At 73.1% G+C, this 17,130-nt stretch carries 18 protein-coding genes; 8 read left to right on the top strand and 10 right to left on the bottom strand.

The window, feature by feature from the left end:
- Nucleotides 1–191: 191 nt before the first annotated feature.
- The 4 genes from AB0D85_RS15990 to AB0D85_RS16005 all read right to left on the bottom strand — a co-directional run bounded on the left by AB0D85_RS15990 (nucleotide 192) and on the right by AB0D85_RS16005 (nucleotide 4,002).
- Nucleotides 192–1,460: an RNA polymerase sigma factor gene (locus AB0D85_RS15990; RefSeq protein ID WP_362319691.1), complete on the bottom strand. Its 1,269-nt coding sequence runs from the start codon at nucleotides 1,458–1,460 to the stop codon at nucleotides 192–194.
- Between the two features lie 6 nt (nucleotides 1,461–1,466).
- A complete protein-coding gene (locus AB0D85_RS15995; RefSeq protein ID WP_362319694.1) occupies nucleotides 1,467–1,808 on the bottom strand; it encodes a YciI family protein in 342 nt (113 codons plus the stop codon).
- Nucleotides 1,805–2,551 (bottom strand): nuclear transport factor 2 family protein, encoded by a 747-nt coding sequence (locus tag AB0D85_RS16000; protein ID WP_362319697.1) that lies wholly within the window; start codon nucleotides 2,549–2,551, stop codon nucleotides 1,805–1,807. The genes AB0D85_RS15995 and AB0D85_RS16000 overlap by 4 nt, the downstream gene beginning before the upstream one ends.
- A gap of 98 nt (nucleotides 2,552–2,649) precedes the next feature.
- Nucleotides 2,650–4,002 (bottom strand): FAD-binding protein, encoded by a 1,353-nt coding sequence (locus AB0D85_RS16005; protein WP_362319700.1) that lies wholly within the window; start codon nucleotides 4,000–4,002, stop codon nucleotides 2,650–2,652.
- A gap of 222 nt (nucleotides 4,003–4,224) precedes the next feature.
- Between AB0D85_RS16005 and AB0D85_RS16010 the strand changes: the two genes are divergently transcribed.
- The 8 genes from AB0D85_RS16010 (at nucleotide 4,225) to hypE (ending at nucleotide 13,330) form a co-directional block, all read left to right on the top strand.
- A complete protein-coding gene (locus tag AB0D85_RS16010; RefSeq protein ID WP_362320360.1) occupies nucleotides 4,225–5,409 on the top strand; it encodes an acyltransferase family protein in 1,185 nt (394 codons plus the stop codon).
- Nucleotides 5,410–5,429: 20 nt separating this feature from the next.
- A complete protein-coding gene (locus tag AB0D85_RS16015) occupies nucleotides 5,430–7,100 on the top strand; it encodes a hydrogenase maturation protein (RefSeq protein ID WP_362319703.1) in 1,671 nt (556 codons plus the stop codon).
- Nucleotides 7,097–7,693, top strand: a complete 597-nt coding sequence (locus AB0D85_RS16020; RefSeq protein ID WP_362319705.1) for a hydrogenase maturation protease — start codon at nucleotides 7,097–7,099, stop codon at nucleotides 7,691–7,693. Before AB0D85_RS16015 ends, AB0D85_RS16020 begins: the two co-directional genes overlap by 4 nt.
- Before the next feature lie 64 nt (nucleotides 7,694–7,757).
- The gene (gene hypB, locus AB0D85_RS16025) at nucleotides 7,758–8,480 is read left to right on the top strand and encodes a hydrogenase nickel incorporation protein HypB (RefSeq protein ID WP_362319708.1); all 723 of its coding nucleotides are present in this window, start codon (nucleotides 7,758–7,760) and stop codon (nucleotides 8,478–8,480) included.
- Nucleotides 8,477–10,855: a carbamoyltransferase HypF gene (gene hypF / locus AB0D85_RS16030; RefSeq protein ID WP_362319713.1), complete on the top strand. Its 2,379-nt coding sequence runs from the start codon at nucleotides 8,477–8,479 to the stop codon at nucleotides 10,853–10,855. Before hypB ends, hypF begins: the two co-directional genes overlap by 4 nt.
- Before the next feature lie 3 nt (nucleotides 10,856–10,858).
- Nucleotides 10,859–11,149 carry a HypC/HybG/HupF family hydrogenase formation chaperone gene (locus AB0D85_RS16035; protein WP_362319716.1) on the top strand — a complete coding sequence of 97 codons (291 nt, stop codon included), beginning with the start codon at nucleotides 10,859–10,861 and terminating at the stop codon, nucleotides 11,147–11,149.
- Nucleotides 11,146–12,273, top strand: a complete 1,128-nt coding sequence (hypD, locus tag AB0D85_RS16040; RefSeq protein ID WP_362319719.1) for a hydrogenase formation protein HypD — start codon at nucleotides 11,146–11,148, stop codon at nucleotides 12,271–12,273. Before AB0D85_RS16035 ends, hypD begins: the two co-directional genes overlap by 4 nt.
- A 67-nt stretch (nucleotides 12,274–12,340) precedes the next feature.
- Nucleotides 12,341–13,330, top strand: coding sequence for a hydrogenase expression/formation protein HypE (hypE, locus tag AB0D85_RS16045; protein ID WP_362320363.1), 990 nt, complete (start codon nucleotides 12,341–12,343; stop codon nucleotides 13,328–13,330).
- Between the two features lie 53 nt (nucleotides 13,331–13,383).
- On the opposite strand, the gene hypA is transcribed toward hypE, so the two are convergent.
- Genes hypA through AB0D85_RS16075 form a run of 6 tightly spaced genes read right to left on the bottom strand, consistent with a single transcriptional unit; the run spans nucleotide 13,384 to nucleotide 17,108 of the window.
- Nucleotides 13,384–13,722 (bottom strand): hydrogenase maturation nickel metallochaperone HypA, encoded by a 339-nt coding sequence (hypA, locus tag AB0D85_RS16050; protein WP_362319722.1) that lies wholly within the window; start codon nucleotides 13,720–13,722, stop codon nucleotides 13,384–13,386.
- A gap of 7 nt (nucleotides 13,723–13,729) precedes the next feature.
- Nucleotides 13,730–13,909 carry a hypothetical protein gene (locus AB0D85_RS16055; protein ID WP_362319725.1) on the bottom strand — a complete coding sequence of 60 codons (180 nt, stop codon included), beginning with the start codon at nucleotides 13,907–13,909 and terminating at the stop codon, nucleotides 13,730–13,732.
- A gap of 22 nt (nucleotides 13,910–13,931) precedes the next feature.
- The gene (locus AB0D85_RS16060; protein ID WP_362319728.1) at nucleotides 13,932–14,138 is read right to left on the bottom strand and encodes a hypothetical protein; all 207 of its coding nucleotides are present in this window, start codon (nucleotides 14,136–14,138) and stop codon (nucleotides 13,932–13,934) included.
- A 45-nt stretch (nucleotides 14,139–14,183) separates the two neighbouring features.
- Complete coding sequence (locus AB0D85_RS16065; RefSeq protein ID WP_362319731.1) at nucleotides 14,184–14,780, bottom strand: DUF5947 family protein; 597 nt, start codon at nucleotides 14,778–14,780, stop codon at nucleotides 14,184–14,186.
- Nucleotides 14,777–15,325 (bottom strand): NifU family protein, encoded by a 549-nt coding sequence (locus AB0D85_RS16070; RefSeq protein ID WP_362319733.1) that lies wholly within the window; start codon nucleotides 15,323–15,325, stop codon nucleotides 14,777–14,779. Before AB0D85_RS16070 ends, AB0D85_RS16065 begins: the two co-directional genes overlap by 4 nt.
- Nucleotides 15,318–17,108: a nickel-dependent hydrogenase large subunit gene (locus AB0D85_RS16075; protein ID WP_362319736.1), complete on the bottom strand. Its 1,791-nt coding sequence runs from the start codon at nucleotides 17,106–17,108 to the stop codon at nucleotides 15,318–15,320. The genes AB0D85_RS16070 and AB0D85_RS16075 overlap by 8 nt, the downstream gene beginning before the upstream one ends.
- Nucleotides 17,109–17,130: the final 22 nt, after the last annotated feature.

The raw sequence follows: 17,130 nt of genomic DNA on the forward strand, positions 1-17,130 counted from the left end.
GCTCTGGCGGGGACGACCGAATGCTGGCCACCGGTGCGGCCGCCAGCACGATCGCCGCCACCGATAACGCCAGGGCGGGCTTCGCGGAAATCGTTGCCATGGACCGTCACGCTAGGCAGGGCCCGCACGGCCCGCCCCGCGATCACTCCAGTGGGCTGCCGCATTCGGAGTGGGGGCAACCCTTGTACCACCTACTCGGACCGGCACTCGGCGAGCCGCCTCTCCAGGAACCTTCGCTCGGCCGCGTTCTCCACCAGTTCCAGTGCGCGCGCGTACGCCTCGGCCGCCTCCCGGTCGCGTCCCATCCGGCGCAGCAGGTCGGCGCGGGTGGCGGGCAGCAGGTGGTAGCCGGTCAGGTCGTCCTCCGCCTCCAGCTCCGCCACCAGGGCGAGCCCCGCCTCTCCGCCCTCGGCCATGCCCACGGCGACCGCGCGGTTCAGGCGGACCACGGGCGAGGGGACGTACCGCTGGAGTTCGCCGTAGAGGCCCGCGATGTCCGCCCAGTCGGTGTCGGCCGCTGTCGGCGCGGTGGTGTGGCAGGCCGCGATGGCGGCCTGGATCTGGTACGGGCCCGGGTGGCCGCGGCGCAGGGCACTGTCCAGCAGGGCCGCGCCCTCGTCGATCTCGGCGCGGTCCCAAGCCGTACGGTCCTGGTCCTCCAGGGTCACCAGGTCGCCCGCCGCGTCCACCCGGGTGTCCCGGCGTGCGTCGTGCAGCAGGAGGAGCGCGAGCAGGCCGACGACCTCGGGCTCGTCGGGCATCAGCCGGGCCAGCAAGCGGGCCAGCCGGATCGCCTCGGCGCACAGGCCGGTCCGCATCAGGTCGGCGCCGGCCGTGGCGGCGTACCCCTCGTTGAACAGCAGGTAGAGCACGCCGAGGACGCCCGTGGTGCGTTCGGGCAGCAGATGCGCGGGCGGCACCCGGTACGGGATGCCGGCGTTGCGGATCTTGCGCTTGGCGCGCACCAGCCGCTGCGCCATCGTCGCCTCGGGGACGAGGAACGCGCGGGCGATCTCGGGCGTGGTCAGCCCGGCGAGGGTGCGCAGCGTCAGCGCGACCCGGGCCTCGATCGGCAGCGCCGGGTGACAGCAGGTGAAGACCAGCCGCAGCCGGTCGTCCCGCACACCGCTGTCGTCGCCCTCGTGGTCCGGGTCGTACGGGTCGTACGGCCTCTCGTCCCGCGCCTGCACCGCCGCCTCCCGCAGCTTCGCCGCCCCCACCGCCTCCCGGCGCAGCACGTCCAGGGCGCGGTTGCGGGCGGTCGTGGTCAGCCAGGCGCCGGGGCGGCGCGGCACTCCGTCGCGCCGCCACCGTTCGAGCGCCTGGGCGAAGGCGTCCTGCGCGCACTCCTCGGCGAGGTCCCAGTCACCGGTCACCCGGATCAGGGTGGCGACGACCTGGGCCCACTCCTCGCGGAAGGCGGCGGCGACGGCCTTCTCGACGTCGTTCAAGGTCGTCACCGGCACTCACTCCCAGACCGGCCGCACCTCCACCGAGCCGCCGGCGAGTGCCGCGGGGTGCCGGGAGGCGAGAGCGATGGCCTCGTCGAGGTCGGCGACCTCGATGATGTCGAGCCCCGCGACGTACTCCTTGGTCTCGGCGAACGGCCCGTCGCTCAGCAGCACTTCGTCGCCCTGGACGCGCACGGTGGTCGCGTCGGCGGCGGGCCGCAGCCGGGCGCCGCCCTTGACGACGTCCCGGGTACGGACCTCGTGGATGTACGAGGTGAAGCGCGGGTCCTGGGCGATCTCGGCGGGGCTGAGCTCCTCGCCGCCGACCGGGGTGCAGATGAACAGGACGTACTTCATGACCGCTCCTTCCCGATTGTCGTCTCCTGGGGCACCGAGACGTGCTCGTGGGCGATCAGCCAGCTGAACCCGGTGTCCCGGTATCCGGTGGTCACGCGCACCACCCGGTCCAGCGGCTCCCCGGTCACCCGGGTGCCGCGCAGCCGGACCAGGGCGTGGCTGAACGTGCTGCCCTCCCCGGGGCGCACACGCAGTTCGAGCACCTCGCGGTGCACGGGTCCGCTCAGCGTCGCGAACCAGGCCTCGACCGCCTTGCGGAGTTCGGCGATCCCCGACTGCGCCTCGACGCCGGCGGGCCCGAAGACCTCCACGTCCGGCGCGTAGCAGGCCGTCGTCCGGTCGACGTCCCGCTCCCGGGCGGCCTCGGTCAGCTCGGCGTCTATACGGCGGACGGCCGTCTCGGCGTCCTCCATGAGCCCCTCGTCCCAGAACGGGCGCACCTCCATGGCCCCGATGGTGGCCACCGGGTGCTGGGCGGCGATCCGTACGGCGTCCTCCAGGCTGTCGCAGTCGAGGACGTCGAACCCGGCGACGTACTCCTTCGTCTCCGCGAACGGCCCGTCGGTCCGCAGTACCTCACCGTCGCGCACCCGCACGGTGACGGCCGTGTCCGGCAGCCGCAGCCGGTGCCCGTAGAGCCGGTCCCCGCGGCGGACACCGTGCTCCTCCACCCAGGGTTCGACCGGCGCCATCCCGGACGCGTCGGCGGAGTCGTCGCCGCAGACCAGCAGCATGTACTTCATGGTTCCTCCCGGTCCTCAAGAGCTTCCTACACCCCACCGACGAACGGCGCCGGGCGGAATCGACACCCCGGCGGAACACGGTGCCGCGCGCCACCGCCCTACGACGGTGTCCACAGGCCGTGCCCCCGGCCCAGCACGCCGTGCGGGTCGTGCACGCTCTTGGCCTCGGCCAGCGTTCCCCACTGGCTGCCGTAGTGCTCGCGCCAGTCGGCGGGGGACATCGGCAGCGCGTTCGCCGGGTAGGCGACGGCGCCCTTGGCCCGCGCGTACTCGTACGCCCGGCGGTTGGCGGCCACCATCGGGTCGGCCTCGCCCGGGGCGGCCGTGCGCAGCAGGGCGAGCAGATGGACGACCTCGCCGCGCGGGCGCCGGAACAGCGGGGCCCACAGGGTGCGGGTGAGGAGGGGGTAGAGCAGAGCCAGGCCGTTCTCGCGCAGGTCCGCGAAGGCGGGGTCGGCGAGGATGTCGGTCACGACGGACGCCGCGGTGTCCTCGGGGAGCAGCAGGTTCAGCCAGGGATGCGGGTGCAGCCACTCTCCGCTCGCGCGCAGGGTCTCCTCGTCGGCCGCGACCCGGTTCGCGAACTCGGCGTAGTCGAGGTCCTCGGTCTCGGCCGTGCCGAACGAGAGGTCGCCGAGGAGCTTTCCGTCGTCGGGCGGGGTCGGGCCCTGGTGGGCGGCCAGGGCCTCGACCATGTAGTGCCAGCCGTCGGCGGTGTCCTCGACGGGGCGGGCCTGGCCTTCGAGGTAGCGGAAGCGCCGGTCCGTCGCCAGCAGGCGCTGGTCGGACAGGTAGGCGTCGAGGTCGGGGTAGTACAGGCAGTAGCGGCGCACCAGGGCGGGCGCGGGGGTGAGGCGCAGGGTGGCCCGGACGATGACGGCGACCTGCCCCAGGCCGGCCAGGACCGTGTGGAAGAGGGCGCCATGGTGGTCCGGCGAGCAGACCAGGTGCTCGCCGGCCCCGGTCACCACCTCCAGTTCCAGTACCGAGTCCGCGACCAGGCCGTGCCGGTGACTGGCGCCGCCCAGCCCGCCCACGCTCAGCACACCGCCGACGCCGGCACCGAGGTAGTCGGTGAGGACGGGCGGCGCGAGCCCGTACGGCAGGGTCGCCGCGAGCACGTCCCGCCACAGCGCCCCGGCCCGCACCTCCACCCGGTCGCCGGCCACCGGCCCGACCGCGCTCAGCTCACCCAGGTCGAGGACGATCCCGCCCCGCGCCTGCCCCTGGCCGTACAGGGAGTGGCCGCCGGCCCGCGCCGCCACCGGGATCCCACGCGGTCCCGCGTACACCAGCGCGTCCCTGACCTCGGCCGCGGAGCGGGGCCGCAGCACGCCGAGCGGCGGTGAGTGCACGAGGTGGCCGAAATCCTGCGCGGCTTCCCGGAGGGTCTCCGGGCGGGTGTCCAGCAGTTCCTCGAATCGTGCGGAGGCCCGGTCCGACGACGTCACGTTGGCACGCTCCCTGGAGATCCCGGTCAACACGGACGGCACCATCTTCGTGGCGCGGCGCGGCGGACGTGCGCGGTTTCCCGCGATGGCACCCGAACAGAAGGGTGGGTTTACTCCGCGGGAATCCGGAGAGCAGCGTGACCGGAGCAGGCCTCCGCATGCCCCGTCCCCCTGTGCCCCGTCGCTCCCCGGAGCGCACGTTCGTATGAGAGGTGTTCTGGTCTGTTCGGCTCCCGCGAGACAGCAACCACAGTCGACGCGTCGCCCGCGCAGCTCGCGGACCGGACACCGGTCCCGCCGCCACGCCCGGGCGCGGCCGACCGGAGCGGCCCGCCCGCCGCGCGGCGCGACGCCCACCGCGACGCCTACTTCGACAACGCGAAGTACCTGGCGATCGTGCTCGTGGCCGTCGGCCACGCCTGGGAGCCGTTGCGCCCGGACAGCCGTACCGTCACCGCGCTCTACACGTTCGTCTACGCCTTCCACATGCCGGCGTTCATCGTCGTCTCCGGCTACTTCTCCCGCACCTTCGACGCGAGCCCGGCCCGGATCAGGCGGCTCGTCACCGGCGTCGCCGTCCCCTATGTCGTCTTCGAGGTCGCCTACACGCTGTTCACCAGGTGGAGCGACCACGCCCCGGACCGCGAGATCAGCCTGCTGGACCCGCTGTATCTGACCTGGTTCCTGGCGGCCCTGTTCATCTGGCGGCTGACGACCCCGATCTGGCGGCTGGTGCGGTGGCCGCTGCCCGTCGCGCTCGCCGTCGCCATGCTCGCGAGCCTCGCGTCGTCCATCGGCAGCGACCTGGATCTGCAGCGCGTCCTGCAGTTCCTGCCGTACTTCGTCCTCGGCCTGTGTCTGCGCCCGGAACACTTCAGCCTGCTGCGCCGCCGGAGCGTGCGCCTGTGCGCCGTGCCCGCCTTCGCGGCAGCCCTCGCCGTCGCGTACTGGTCGGTGCCGTTCCTCGGCTACCGCTGGTTCTTCCACAAGGAGAGCGCCGAGCAGCTGGGCGCGCCCGCCTGGTACGGGCCCGTCATGACCCTCGCCACCTTCGGCTGCTCGCTGGTCCTGGTCGCCTGCTTCCTCGCCTGGGTCCCGGGCCGCCGCACCTGGTTCACCGGTCTCGGCGCGGGCACGCTCTACGGCTATCTGCTGCACGGCTTCCTCGCCCAGGGCGCCAAGCCCGCCCACTGGTACGACCCGGCCTGGATGCACGGCCCGCTCGGCGCGGTGACGGTCACCCTCGTCGCCGCCGTGGCGGTCACGCTGCTGTGCACACCGCCGGTGCGCCGGGTCTTCCGGTTCGTGACGGAGCCCAGGATGGAGTGGGCGTTCCGGGCGCGGGAGGGCCGGGCGGTCCAGGACGGTCGGCGAAACGCCGCAGGGGTCCTTCCCGGAAGCCCCTGAAGCGGCGAATATGCCGCACCATGGACATTCTGCTCGTCGCAAGTGCGTTCAACAGCCTGTCGCAGCGGGTGTACGCCGAACTGTCCGACCTCGGCCACCGGGTGGACGTCGTCCTCGCCGGGCACGGCCCGGACGCCGTCCGTTCCGCCGTACGGGACCGGCGGCCGGAGCTGGTCATCGCCCCCATGCTGAAGACGGCACTCCCCGAGGACGTCTGGCGGGAGCACACCTGCCTGATCGTGCACCCGGGACCGCTCGGCGACCGCGGCCCCTCCTCCCTCGACTGGGCCATCGCCGAACAGGCACCCCACTGGGGGGTGACCGTGCTCCAGGCCGAGGCGGCCATGGACGCGGGCCCCGTCTGGGCGAGCGAGCCGTTCCCGGTGGAACCGGTCGGCAAGAGCGACCTCTACCGCAACGAGGCCGCCGACGCCGCCCTCACCGCCGTCCACAAGGCCGTACGACGGTACGCGGAGGGCTCGTACAAGCCGCGGCCGCAGAGCGATCCCGAGATCCGCGGCAGGGTCGTCTGGCGTGACGTCTTCCGCCGGCAGCGGCGGCGGATCGACTGGGCGGCCGACGACACCGGGACGGTGCTGCGCAAGCTGCGCGGCGCCGACTCGCAGCCGGGCGTGCTGGACGAACTCCTCGGCCGGGAGGTGTTCCTGCACGGAGGCCATCCCGAGGACCGGCTGACCGGCGAGCCCGGCGAGCTGCTCGCGACCCGGGCGGGCGCGGTCTGCCGGGCCACCCGGGACGGCGCCGTGTGGATCCCCGAGCTGCGCCCCCGCAGGAACTCCGGCGACCCCGCCCCGTTCCGCCGCCCCGCGGCCGACATCCTCGCCACCCCGGACCTCGCCGAGAGCCCCGCCCCGCTCGAACTGCCCCCGGACCGTCGCACCTGGACCGACATCCGCTACCGACGGCAGGGTGACGTCGGTTTCGTGAGCTTCTCCTTCCCCGGCGGGGCGATGAGCACCGGCCACTGCCGGCGCCTTCTCGCCGCGTACGAGTACGCCCTCGCCCGCCCCACCCGCGTCCTCGTGCTCGGCGGCCGGCGCGACTTCTTCTCCAACGGCATCCACCTGAACGTCATCGAGGCCGCCCAGGACCCCGCCGAGGAGTCCTGGGACAACCTCAACGCGATGGACGACCTGGTCGAGGCCGTGCTGCGGACCACCGACCGGCTGGTCGTGGCCGCGCTCGGCGGCAACGCGGCGGCCGGCGGCGCCATGCTCGCCCTCGCCGCCGACGAGGTCTGGTGCCGCGCCGGCGCCGTCCTCAACCCGCACTACCGGCGGATGGGCCTGTACGGCTCGGAGTTCTGGACGTACACGCTGCCCCGCCGCGCCGGAGCCGGGACCGCGCGGCGGCTGACCGAGGAGGCACAGCCGGTGAGCGCCGCATCGGCCGCCCGGATCGGGCTCGTCGACCGGCTGGTACCGGTCCCCGCACAGCGTTTCACCGCCGAGGTCGAACAGCTCGCGGTCGCGCTGGCCGGCGCCCCGGACCTCGACCGCCGGATCGCCGCCAAGGCCGCGGCGCGCCGGGCCGACGAGGCGGAACGGCCGCTCGCCGAGTACCGCGGGGACGAACTCGCCCGGATGCACGCCCTGTTCTTCGACCCCGGCGCCGCCTACCACGCGCTGCGCTCGGACTTCGTCCGCAAGGTCCCGGGGGGTGCCCGGTGACGCGGCTGCTGGAGACACGGCTGCTGGTGGCGGGCGTCGGCAACATCTTCCTCGGCGACGACGCCTTCGGCCCCGAGGTGATCCGCGCCCTGGAGCAGCGCCCGCTGCCGCCCGGGGTACGGGTGCGGGACTTCGGCATCCGGGGCATGGACCTCGCCTACGAACTGCTCGACGGCTGGACGGTCGCCGTACTCGTGGACGCGGCCGCCCGGGGCGAACGCCCCGGCACCCTGTCCCTGATCGAGCCCGAACGCCCCGAAGGCCGCCCGGCGGCCCCGCCCGAGGCCCACGGCATGGACCCGGCGAAGGTGCTGGCCCTGGCCGGCCACCTCGGCGACGAACCGCTGCCCCGCGTCCTCGTGCTCGGCTGCGAGCCGGGGGAGCTGCCGCGCGGCGACGAGGACATCGCCCCCGGCCTGAGCGGACCCGTCCGGGACGCGGTCGGGCGGGCCGTCGCGGCCCTGCACGCCCTGGTCCCGGCGCTGCTGGCGGATCCCCTGGTCACGCCTTCGTTGGCCCGCCCGGAGGAATCCGCGGGCCCCGCCGCGGCCGTGCTCCCGCACACCGCCGCCACCGGCGCGGAGGATCGCTAGCGGACCAGGACCGGGATCCGCCCGCTCCGAAGGTCCTTCCCGGTACGGCGATCGAGGAGCACCCATGTGTCAGTCGGAGGAGGTCACCCGGGCCGTCCTGGCCAGGAACGACGGCTTGGCCGCGAGCCTGCGCGACGACCTGGCCGCGCGCGGGGTGAGCGTGGTGAACCTGCTCTCCAGTCCCGGCAGCGGCAAGACCGAACTGCTCGGCCGGGTGCTGGCCCGGGCCCGGGAACGGGACGTGCCCGTCGCCGCCTTCACCGCCGACCTCGCGACCGAGAACGACGCCCGGCGCCTGGCCCGTTCCGGAGCGCCGGTGAAACAGCTGCTGACCGACGGGCTGTGCCACCTGGAGGCCCGGCAGGTCCGCGGCCATCTGGAGGGCTGGCTCCCGGCGGACACCGCGCTGCTGTTCGTCGAGAACGTCGGCAACCTGGTCTGCCCGGCCTCCTACGACCTCGGCGAACACCTGCGGATCGTGCTGATGGCGGTGACGGAGGGCGAGGACAAGCCCTCGAAGTACCCGACGGCCTTCGGCTCCGCACACCTGGTGGTGCTCACCAAGACCGACCTCGCCGGACCGGCCGGCTTCGACGAGACCGACTTCGCCGACCACGTACGGCGGGTCAACCCCGGGGTGGAGATCGTGCGTTCCTGCGCCCGCACCGGCGACGGCGTCGACACGATCCTCGACCGGGTGCTCGCCGCACGGGACGGCGCCCCCGTGCACCGGCCGCCCCTCGCCCCGCATCCGCACGGTCACGTCCACGCCCCGACCGCCTCGTGACCGCCGCTCCCACCACGGCGTCAGCCGTCCGCCGCCGTATCACCGTGCGCGGGACCGTACAGGGCGTGGGCTTCCGCCCGTACGTCCACCGGCTGGCCGCCGATCTCGCGCTGGCCGGATTCGTCGGCAACACCGCGAACGGAGTGGTCATCGAGGTGGAGGGCGCGGCGGCCGAGGTCGAGCGGTTCCGCGAGCGGCTCGCCGACGAGCCGCCGCCGCTGGCCGCCGTGACCGCCGTGGCCGTCGAGGAGGTGCCCGTCACCGGGCTGGACTCCGGTTTCACGATCCGCGCCTCCGAGCAGGCGGCCCCGGGCCGCACGTTCCTCCCGCCCGACACCGCGACCTGCGCCGACTGCCTGCGCGAGCTGGCCGATCCGGCCGACCGCCGGCATCGGCACCCCTTCATCACCTGCACCCACTGCGGGCCCCGCTTCACCATCGCCACCGGGATGCCGTACGACCGCGCGGTCACCACCATGGCCGGCTTCCCCCTGTGTCCCACCTGCGCCCGGGAGTACGGCGCTCCGGCCGACCGCCGCTTCCACGCCCAGCCCGTCGCCTGCCCCGACTGCGGGCCCCGGCTGCGGCTGGTGCCCGCCGCCGGCAGCGGAGTGAGGGCCGCTCGCGATGGTGACGCCCTCTCACGGGCGCGAGAACTGCTCGCCGCCGGGCGGATCGTCGCCGTGAAGGGCGTCGGCGGCTACCACCTGGCCTGCGACGCCGCCAACGCCCGAGCCGTCGACACCCTGCGCACCCGAAAGGCGCGCGGCGACAAGCCCCTTGCGGTGATGTGCGCGGACCTCGACGAGGCGGAGCGGATCGCCGTCGTGGGGACGGCCGAGCGGGCCGCGCTCAGCAGCCCCCGGCGTCCGATCGTCCTCCTCCGCCCCCGTCACGGGGTCCGGCTGGCACCCGGCGTCTGCCCGGGCAGCCCGCACCTGGGCGTGATGCTGCCCTACACCCCCGTCCACGCTCTGCTCTTCGGCCTCCCCGGTGATCCGCCCGGGCCCCGCGTCCTGGTCATGACCAGCGGCAACCGCTCCGGCGAACCGATCGTCACGGACGACGACGAGGCGCTGACCCGGCTGTTCGGACTGGCCGACGCCTGGCTCGCCCACGACCGGCCCATCGCCTCGCCCTGCGACGACTCCCTGCTGCGGGTGCGCGCCGACGGCACCGAGCAGGTGCTCCGCCGCTCCCGAGGCTATGTCCCGCGCCCGCTGCGGCTGCCGGTACCGGTACGGCCCTCACTCGCGGTCGGCGGCGACCTCAAGAACGCGCTGTGCGTCGGCGAGGGCGACCTGGCCTGGTTCGGGCCGCACATCGGCGACATGGGAGACCTGGCCACCCTGGAGGCCGCCACCCGGGCCGAACACCATCTGCACCGGCTGACCGGTGTCCGGCCCGAACTCATCGCGGCCGACCGCCACCCGGGCTACCACTCGGCCGCCCGGGCCCGCCGCCGCGCCGCCCAACTCCGCCTGCAGAGGACCGTGTTCGTCCAGCACCACCACGCCCACATCGCCTCCGCCATGGCGGAGGCCGGCCTCGACGGCACCACGCCCGTCATCGGCGTCGCCTTCGACGGCACCGGCTACGGCGACGACGGCACCGTCTGGGGCGGCGAGGTGCTCGTCGCCGACTACACCGGCTACCGGCGCCTCGCCCATCTCGCCCCGGCCCCCCTCCCCGGCGCGGACGCGGGCGTCGCCAACCCGTGCCGGACGGCGCTGGCCCGGCTCTGGGCGGCCGGACTGCCGTGGGACGCGGACCTGCCCAGCGTCGCCGCCTCCACCCGTGAGGAACTCAGGCTGCTGGCACGGCAGTTGCCCAGCCAGGTCGGCTGTGTGGCCACCTCCAGCATGGGCCGTCTCTTCGACGCCGTGTCGTCCCTCGCCGGGGTCTGCCACCGCGCCGGGTACGAGGCCCAGGCGGCCCTGGAGCTGGAGGCACAGGCCTGCCTGGCCTGGGACCAGGACACGGCCGCCTACCCCTTCGGCGACCGCTTCGACCCGGCCCCCGCCCTGCACGCGATCGTCACCGACCTGCGGCGCGGCACCCCGGCCCCGCTCATCGCGGCCCGCTTCCACCGCGGTGTCGCCCAAGCCGTCCGGCACCTCTGCCGAGAGGCACGCCGGGCCACCGGCCTGACCACCGTCGCCCTCACCGGGGGCGTCTTCGCCAACGCCCTGCTGGAGAGCACGAGCGCCGACCTGCTGCACGGCGACGGATTCAGGGTCCTCACGCACGGCGAAGTCCCCCCGAACGACGGCGGGTTGGCCCTCGGGCAGCTGATGGTCGCGGCCCACGAACCGGCCGTGGCCCGCACACGACCCGACGACGGACGGAAAACAGTCAGCGACGAGACGGAGTGACCCATGTGTCTGGCAGTACCCGGCAGAGTCGTGAGCATCGACGACACCGCCGACCCGCTCACCGGTCTGATCGACTTCGGCGGTGTGCAGAAGCAGGCGTGTCTGGAGTACGTCTCCGATGTGCGGGTGGGCGAGTACGTCATCGTCCATGTGGGCTTCGCCCTGCAGCGGCTTGACGAGGAGTCGGCCCTGGCGTCCCTCAAGCTCTTCGAGGAACTCGGGCTTATGGAGGAGGAGTTCGGCGACGCCTGGCAGCAGGCGGCACGGCAGGCCGAGGGGAGCGAGACCCGGTGAAGTACCTCGACGAGTTCAACGACCCGCAGCTGGCCCGCCGCCTGCTGGACGAGATCCGGGCCACCGTCACCCGGCCCTGGGCCCTGATGGAGGTGTGCGGCGGCCAGACCCACTCCATCATCCGGCACGGCATCGACCAACTCCTCCCGGAAGAGGTCGAGTTGATCCACGGCCCGGGCTGCCCGGTCTGTGTGACGCCCCTGGAGTGCATCGACAAGGCACTGGAGATCGCCGCCCGCCCGGACGTGATCTTCTGCTCGTTCGGCGACATGCTGCGGGTGCCCGGCACCGACCGGGACCTGTTCCGGGTCAAGGGCGAGGGCGGTGACGTGCGGGTGGTGTACTCACCGCTCGACGCGCTCAGGCTCGCCCAGCGCCACCCCGACCGCCAGGTGGTGTTCTTCGCCATCGGCTTCGAGACCACCGCCCCCGCCAACGCCATGGCCGTCCACCAGGCCAAACGCCTGGGCCTGGCCAACTTCACCCTCCTGGTCTCCCATGTCCGGGTCCCCCCGGCCATCGAGGCCATCATGACCGCACCCGCCTGCCGGGTGCAGGGCTTCCTGGCCGCCGGGCACGTGTGCAGCGTGATGGGCATGTCCGAGTACCCCGAGCTGGCCGAACGCCACAAGGTCCCCGTCGTCGTCACCGGCTTCGAACCGCTCGACATCCTGGAGGGCATCCGCCGCACCGTCCGCCAGCTGGAGCGCGGCGAGCACCGGGTGGAGAACGCCTACGCCCGTGCCGTGCGCGAGGACGGCAACCCGGCCGCGATCCGCATGATCGAGGAGGTCTTCGAGGTCACCGACCGCTCCTGGCGCGGCATCGGCCGCATCCCCGCCAGCGGCTGGCGGCTGAGCGAGGCCTACCGCGCGTACGACGCCGAACACCGCTTCGACGTCACCGGCATCCGCACCGAGGAACCGGCCGAATGCCGCGCCGGCGAGGTGCTCCAGGGACTCATCAAGCCCACGGACTGCGCGGCCTTCGGCACCACCTGCACCCCGCGCACCCCGCTCGGCGCCACCATGGTCTCCAGCGAGGGCGCCTGCGCCGCCTACTACCTCTACCGCCGCATGTCCGAACCGGCGCTCCCGCGCGAGGAGATGAACCCCGTTGGCTGAACAGACAGTCGTCGACCCCGCGAACTGGAGCTGCCCGGCGCCGGTCCGCGACCAGCCGGTCGTGGTGATGGGCCACGGCGGCGGCGGCGCCCTCTCCGCCGAACTCATCGAGCAGATCTTCGCCCCCGCCTACGGCAACGCCCTCCTCGCGGGGATGACCGACTCCGCGGTCCTCCACCTCGGCGGGGCCCGGCTGGCCCTCTCCACCGACTCCTACGTCGTACGGCCGCTCTTCTTCCCGGGCGGCTGCCTGGGCGACCTCGCCGTCAACGGCACGGTCAACGACCTGGCGATGAGCGGCGCCCGGCCCGCCTACCTCTCCGCGGCCTTCGTCCTGGAGGAGGGCGTGGAGCTGACCGTCGTGGAGCGCATCGCCCGGGCCATGGGAGCGGCGGCCGAGACGGCCGGAGTCACCATCGCCACCGGCGACACCAAGGTGGTCGAGGCCGGACACGGGGACGGGGTGTACGTCACCACCGCCGGTGTCGGCCTCGTCCCCGAACGGGTCGACATCCGGCCGCAGCGGGCCCGGCCCGGGGACGCCGTCATCGTCAGCGGGCCGATCGGCCTGCACGGTGTCGCCGTACTGAGCGTGCGCGAGGGACTGGAGTTCGGCGTCGAGATCGCCAGCGACACCGCGTCCCTCGCCGACCTGGTGGCGACCATGCTGGACGTCACCCCCGACATCCACGTCCTGCGCGACCCGACCCGGGGCGGTCTGGCCGCCTCGCTGAACGAGATCGCCCGCGCCTCGGGAACCGGGGTCCGGCTGAACGAACGGGCCGTCCCGGTGCCGGACGCGGTCGCGAACGCCTGCGGTTTTCTCGGGCTCGACCCGCTCTACGTCGCCAACGAGGGCCGCCTGGTGGCCTTCGTACCGCCGACGGAGGCCGATGCCGTACTGGAGGCGATGCGCGCCCATCCACAGGGGGCGGGCGCGACCCGGATCGGCGAGTGCGTGACCGAGCACCCCGGGATGGTGGTCGTGGCGACCGGCCTGGGCGGCACCCGGGTCGTGGACCTGCCGCTGGGGGAGCAGCTGCCCCGTATCTGCTGACGACAGGGCGATGACCCCGCCCGTGCCCCGGGCCGAGCCGGGCACCGGCGGGGTCATTCCACTGCGGTGATCTCCAGTTCCCGGCCGCTGCGCAGCTCGGTGGAGGGCCGGTCGCAGCGCGGGCACCAGAAGAACGGCGGCATGCCCACCGCGAACTCCTCGGCGCACGGGCCGCACCAGGCCTGGGCGGACACCTGCTCGACCACGAGCCGCGCGTCCGCCAGGGCCGTGCCGTCGCGGGCCATCTCGAAGGCGAAGCTCAGGGCGTCGGGGACGACCCCGGACAGCTCGCCGACCCGGACGGACACCGTCGACACGGTGTCCGCCCCGTCCGCCCGGGCCCAGTCGTCCGCCTGCTCCACGATCGCGGTCGCGATCGACAGTTCGTGCACGCCCGGCTCACGGATACCGGTTGCCCGGGCGCAGGCCACCGGCGATGCGCCAGATCTTCAGCTCACGCACGAGGCTGGGCATCTGGCTGACGACCAGCGCCAGGACCAGTGCGCCCACCACGGCGATCTCGGCCGTCACCACGCGCTGGGCCGTCGTGCCTTTTCTTGTCCGTCGGACCGTCATCATCTGCGGAACTCCCTGTTCTGTGTCATCCGGGCGGGATGTTCGGCATGACGTCCAGCAGGGTGTCGTGCCGCTTCCAGTCGATACCGGTCGAGCGCCGCGCGTCGGCGGTGCCGTCCCGGTGGTGTCCCTTCTGGGTGGTGTACGGGCCCTCGTTGCCCTCGTGTATGCCGGGCACGTGGGACGGCGTGTCGGGCTTCGCCTGGGGTCGGCCGACTCTGATGCTGCCCATGGGGTTTCTCCTTCCTGTGTTGCCGTTCTCCGAGGCCGACCGGTCTCAGGACCGCTCGGTGAGCTCCTCGAAGAAACGCTCCACGGCCGGCCACATCCGGCCGCCGCCGGACAGACCGCGCCATTCCCGGCGGATCACGGCGAGCATGCGGAAGCAGTCGTCGACCGGCGCGATCCAGTGGTGGTCCTGGCCGTGGACGGTGTTGACCAGCAACGCCTCCACATCGGGGGTCATCGTGGCCAGGGGCGGACAGCCGGCGACCGCCCGCTGCCAGGCCGCCGCCTCCACCTCCCAGCGCATGGCACCCGCCGGGCTCGGCCCCTCCGCGGTGACCGAGCCGTCGGCGCGCGGTACGAAGAAGACCAGGCCGACCGGGACCCCGAGGGCCGCCGTGTCGACCTTCGGCAGGCGGACCCGGCGGGTGGGGACCAGCCGGAGCCGGCCCTCACCCTGCTGGGTCTCGGCGAACAGCACCGAGCAGGGACGACAGGCGCAGCGGACCTCGGCCTGCCCGGTGTCGTACAGATGCGAATGCCCCTCGGGCACCGGAGCGGCACACAGGTCGCACACCTCCGTCTCCGCCGCCGGCCGGTGGTCGGCAGCGGACCGGATGAGGCGGGCCAGGGCTCCGTCCGCAGTCACCGGGCCTCCTGTGGCCGGCGCAGGGAGTCCAGGGGGACGAAGGCGGGCGCCGGGGGCTGGGGCACCGGCTGCACGTCGGCCAGCTCGGGAGCCGCGGCGAGCACCGCCTCCCGGACCGCGTCGGTCACCTCCGTGGTACCTCCGCCGCACCCGGAGCCGCAACCGCTGCCCGTCGCCAGCCGCACCCGGCCCACCTCGCCCTCCACCCCGGCCCACTCGACGTCACCGCCACGCTCCCGCACGGCGGGGCGCAGCCGCTCGACCGCGCGGGCCGCCCGGCACTCGGGGGAGTCGGGATGGATGTCGTGCAGGACCATGAGGTGGTCGAGGAGCTCGTCGTCGGCGAGCCGCTCGGCCAGGGGCGGGTCGGCGCGGTCGAGGACACGGGCGAGCGCCTCGCCGTAGACCTCGGTCAGCAGCCGGATCGCCTCGACGGCCGAGCGGCCGGCCGGGCCCTGGGCGGTCTCCAGGCCCTCAAGGAGCGTGTCGAGGCGGGCCAGCCGGGCCTCGACCGCCGGGCCGTCGAGCCGCCCGGGGTCAGCCATGACTCGCTCCGTACGTCGGCGAGTGCGTGACGGACACCGTCTTGCCCTTGCCCGTGTACATGTGGACACCGCACGGCAGACAGGGGTCGAAGCTGCGGACCGTGCGCATGATGTCGACGCCCTTGAAGTCGTCCGGGCCGTTCTCCTCGAAGATCGGCTGGCCCATGACCGCGTCCTCGTACGGGCCCGGGGTGCCGAACTTGTCGCGGGGGCTGGCGTTCCACGGGGTCGGCGGGTACGGGTGGTAGTTGGCGATCTTCTTGTCCTTGATCACCAGGTGGTGGGAGAGGACCCCGCGCACGGCCTCGTGGAAGCCGCAGCCGATCGCCTCGTCCGGCACCTCGAAGTCCTGGAACACCTTGGTGTCGCCGGCCCGGACCAGGCCCATCGCCTCGTCCAGGAACTGCAGGGCCATGGCGGCCGCGTAGGCGACGAAGTACGGCCGGGCGCGGTCCCGTTCGAGGGTGTTGGACCACTTCGGGATCTTCCACTCCAGCGTGGTCTCCGGCAGGGACTCGCCCTTGGGCAGGGAGATCCGGACGCTGTGGCCGGTGGCCTTGATGTACGGCGTGTCGACGATGCCGCTCAGCGCGGTCGACCAGAGCCGGGCCAGCGGGCCGCCGCCGGTGTCGAGGGCGAGATGGTCGCCGGTGCGCTGGTCGAACCAGCGCGGGCTCATCACCCAGCTGTAGTTGCCCTCGAAGTCCCGCTTCTGCGGCACCGGGAGGGTGGTCTGGTTCCACGGGTGCCGCATGTCGACGGGGTTGCCGAGCGGGTCGTGGGTGACGAACGGGTCCTCGTTGACCCAGTCCTCGTAGAACGAGCTGCCCAGCATGATCCGCAGGCCGAGGTTGATGTCGACCAGGCTGTTGGTGACCAGCTGGCCGTCGACCACGATGCCCGGGGTGACGTACATCGCCTTGCCCCAGCGCTCCATGTTCTCGTACCGGTAGTCGACGACGTCCGGGTTCTGCCAGGCGCCCCAGCAGCCGAGCAGGATACGGCGCTTGCCGACCTCCTCGTAGCCGGGCAGCGCCTCGTAGAAGAAGTCGAAGACGTCGTCGTTCATGGCGACGGCCTTCTTCACGAAGTCGATGACGTGCATCAGCCGGCTGAGGTAGTCGGTGAACGCGGTCGGCGACGGCATGGTGCCGACACCGCCCGGATAGAGCGTGGAGGGGTGCACATGGCGGCCCTCCATCAGGCAGAACATCTCGCGGGTGGTCCGGGAGACCTTCAGGGCCTCCTTGTAGACCTCGCCCTCGAAGGGGTTGAAGGCCTTCATGATGTCCGCGATCGTCCGGTAGCCGTGGATGTCACCGCGGGGCGCGGTGGTCTTCTGCGCACGGGCCAGGACGCTCGGGTTGGTGGCCTTGACCATCTGCTCGCAGAAGTCCACGAAGACCAGGTTGTCCTGGAAGATCGTGTGGTCGAACATGTACTCGGCCGCCTCGCCGAGGTTCACGATGTGCTCGGCCAGCGGCGGCGGCTTCACGCCGTACGCCATCTGCTGGGCGTAGTCGGAGCAGGTGGTGTGGTTGTCGCCGCAGATGCCGCAGATCCGCGAGGTGATGAAGCCCGCGTCGCGCGGGTCCTTCCCCTTCATGAAGACGGAGTAGCCGCGGAAGAGGGAGGAGGTGCTGTGGCACTCCACCACCTCCCGGTTGGCGAAGTCGATCTTCGTGTAGATGCCCAGGTTTCCGATGATCCGGGTGATCGGATCCCAGGACATGTCCACGATCTGCTCGGGCTTGCGCCCTTTCTGCCGGGCCTCTGTTGTCATCCGCTCGCTGACCTTTGCTGTG

Origin of the sequence: Streptomyces sp. NPDC048277 (assembly GCF_040652235.1) — a bacterium.
Classification (GTDB): domain Bacteria; phylum Actinomycetota; class Actinomycetes; order Streptomycetales; family Streptomycetaceae; genus Streptomyces.

What these genes read in the sequence shown, in the direction of transcription:
- AB0D85_RS15995 (WP_362319694.1), bottom strand. Translation starts at nt 1,808, where the DNA reads ATGAAGTACGTCCTGTTCATCTGCACCCCGGTCGGCGGCGAGGAGCTC.
- AB0D85_RS16000 (WP_362319697.1), bottom strand. Translation starts at nt 2,551, where the DNA reads ATGAAGTACATGCTGCTGGTCTGCGGCGACGACTCCGCCGACGCGTCC.
- AB0D85_RS16015 (WP_362319703.1), top strand. Translation starts at nt 5,430, where the DNA reads ATGGACATTCTGCTCGTCGCAAGTGCGTTCAACAGCCTGTCGCAGCGG.
- hypB (WP_362319708.1), top strand. Translation starts at nt 7,758, where the DNA reads ATGTGTCAGTCGGAGGAGGTCACCCGGGCCGTCCTGGCCAGGAACGAC.
- AB0D85_RS16035 (WP_362319716.1), top strand. Translation starts at nt 10,859, where the DNA reads ATGTGTCTGGCAGTACCCGGCAGAGTCGTGAGCATCGACGACACCGCC.
- hypE (WP_362320363.1), top strand. Translation starts at nt 12,341, where the DNA reads ATGGGCCACGGCGGCGGCGGCGCCCTCTCCGCCGAACTCATCGAGCAG.
- AB0D85_RS16055 (WP_362319725.1), bottom strand. Translation starts at nt 13,909, where the DNA reads ATGATGACGGTCCGACGGACAAGAAAAGGCACGACGGCCCAGCGCGTG.
- AB0D85_RS16060 (WP_362319728.1), bottom strand. Translation starts at nt 14,138, where the DNA reads ATGGGCAGCATCAGAGTCGGCCGACCCCAGGCGAAGCCCGACACGCCG.
- AB0D85_RS16070 (WP_362319733.1), bottom strand. Translation starts at nt 15,325, where the DNA reads ATGGCTGACCCCGGGCGGCTCGACGGCCCGGCGGTCGAGGCCCGGCTG.
- AB0D85_RS16075 (WP_362319736.1), bottom strand. Translation starts at nt 17,108, where the DNA reads ATGACAACAGAGGCCCGGCAGAAAGGGCGCAAGCCCGAGCAGATCGTG.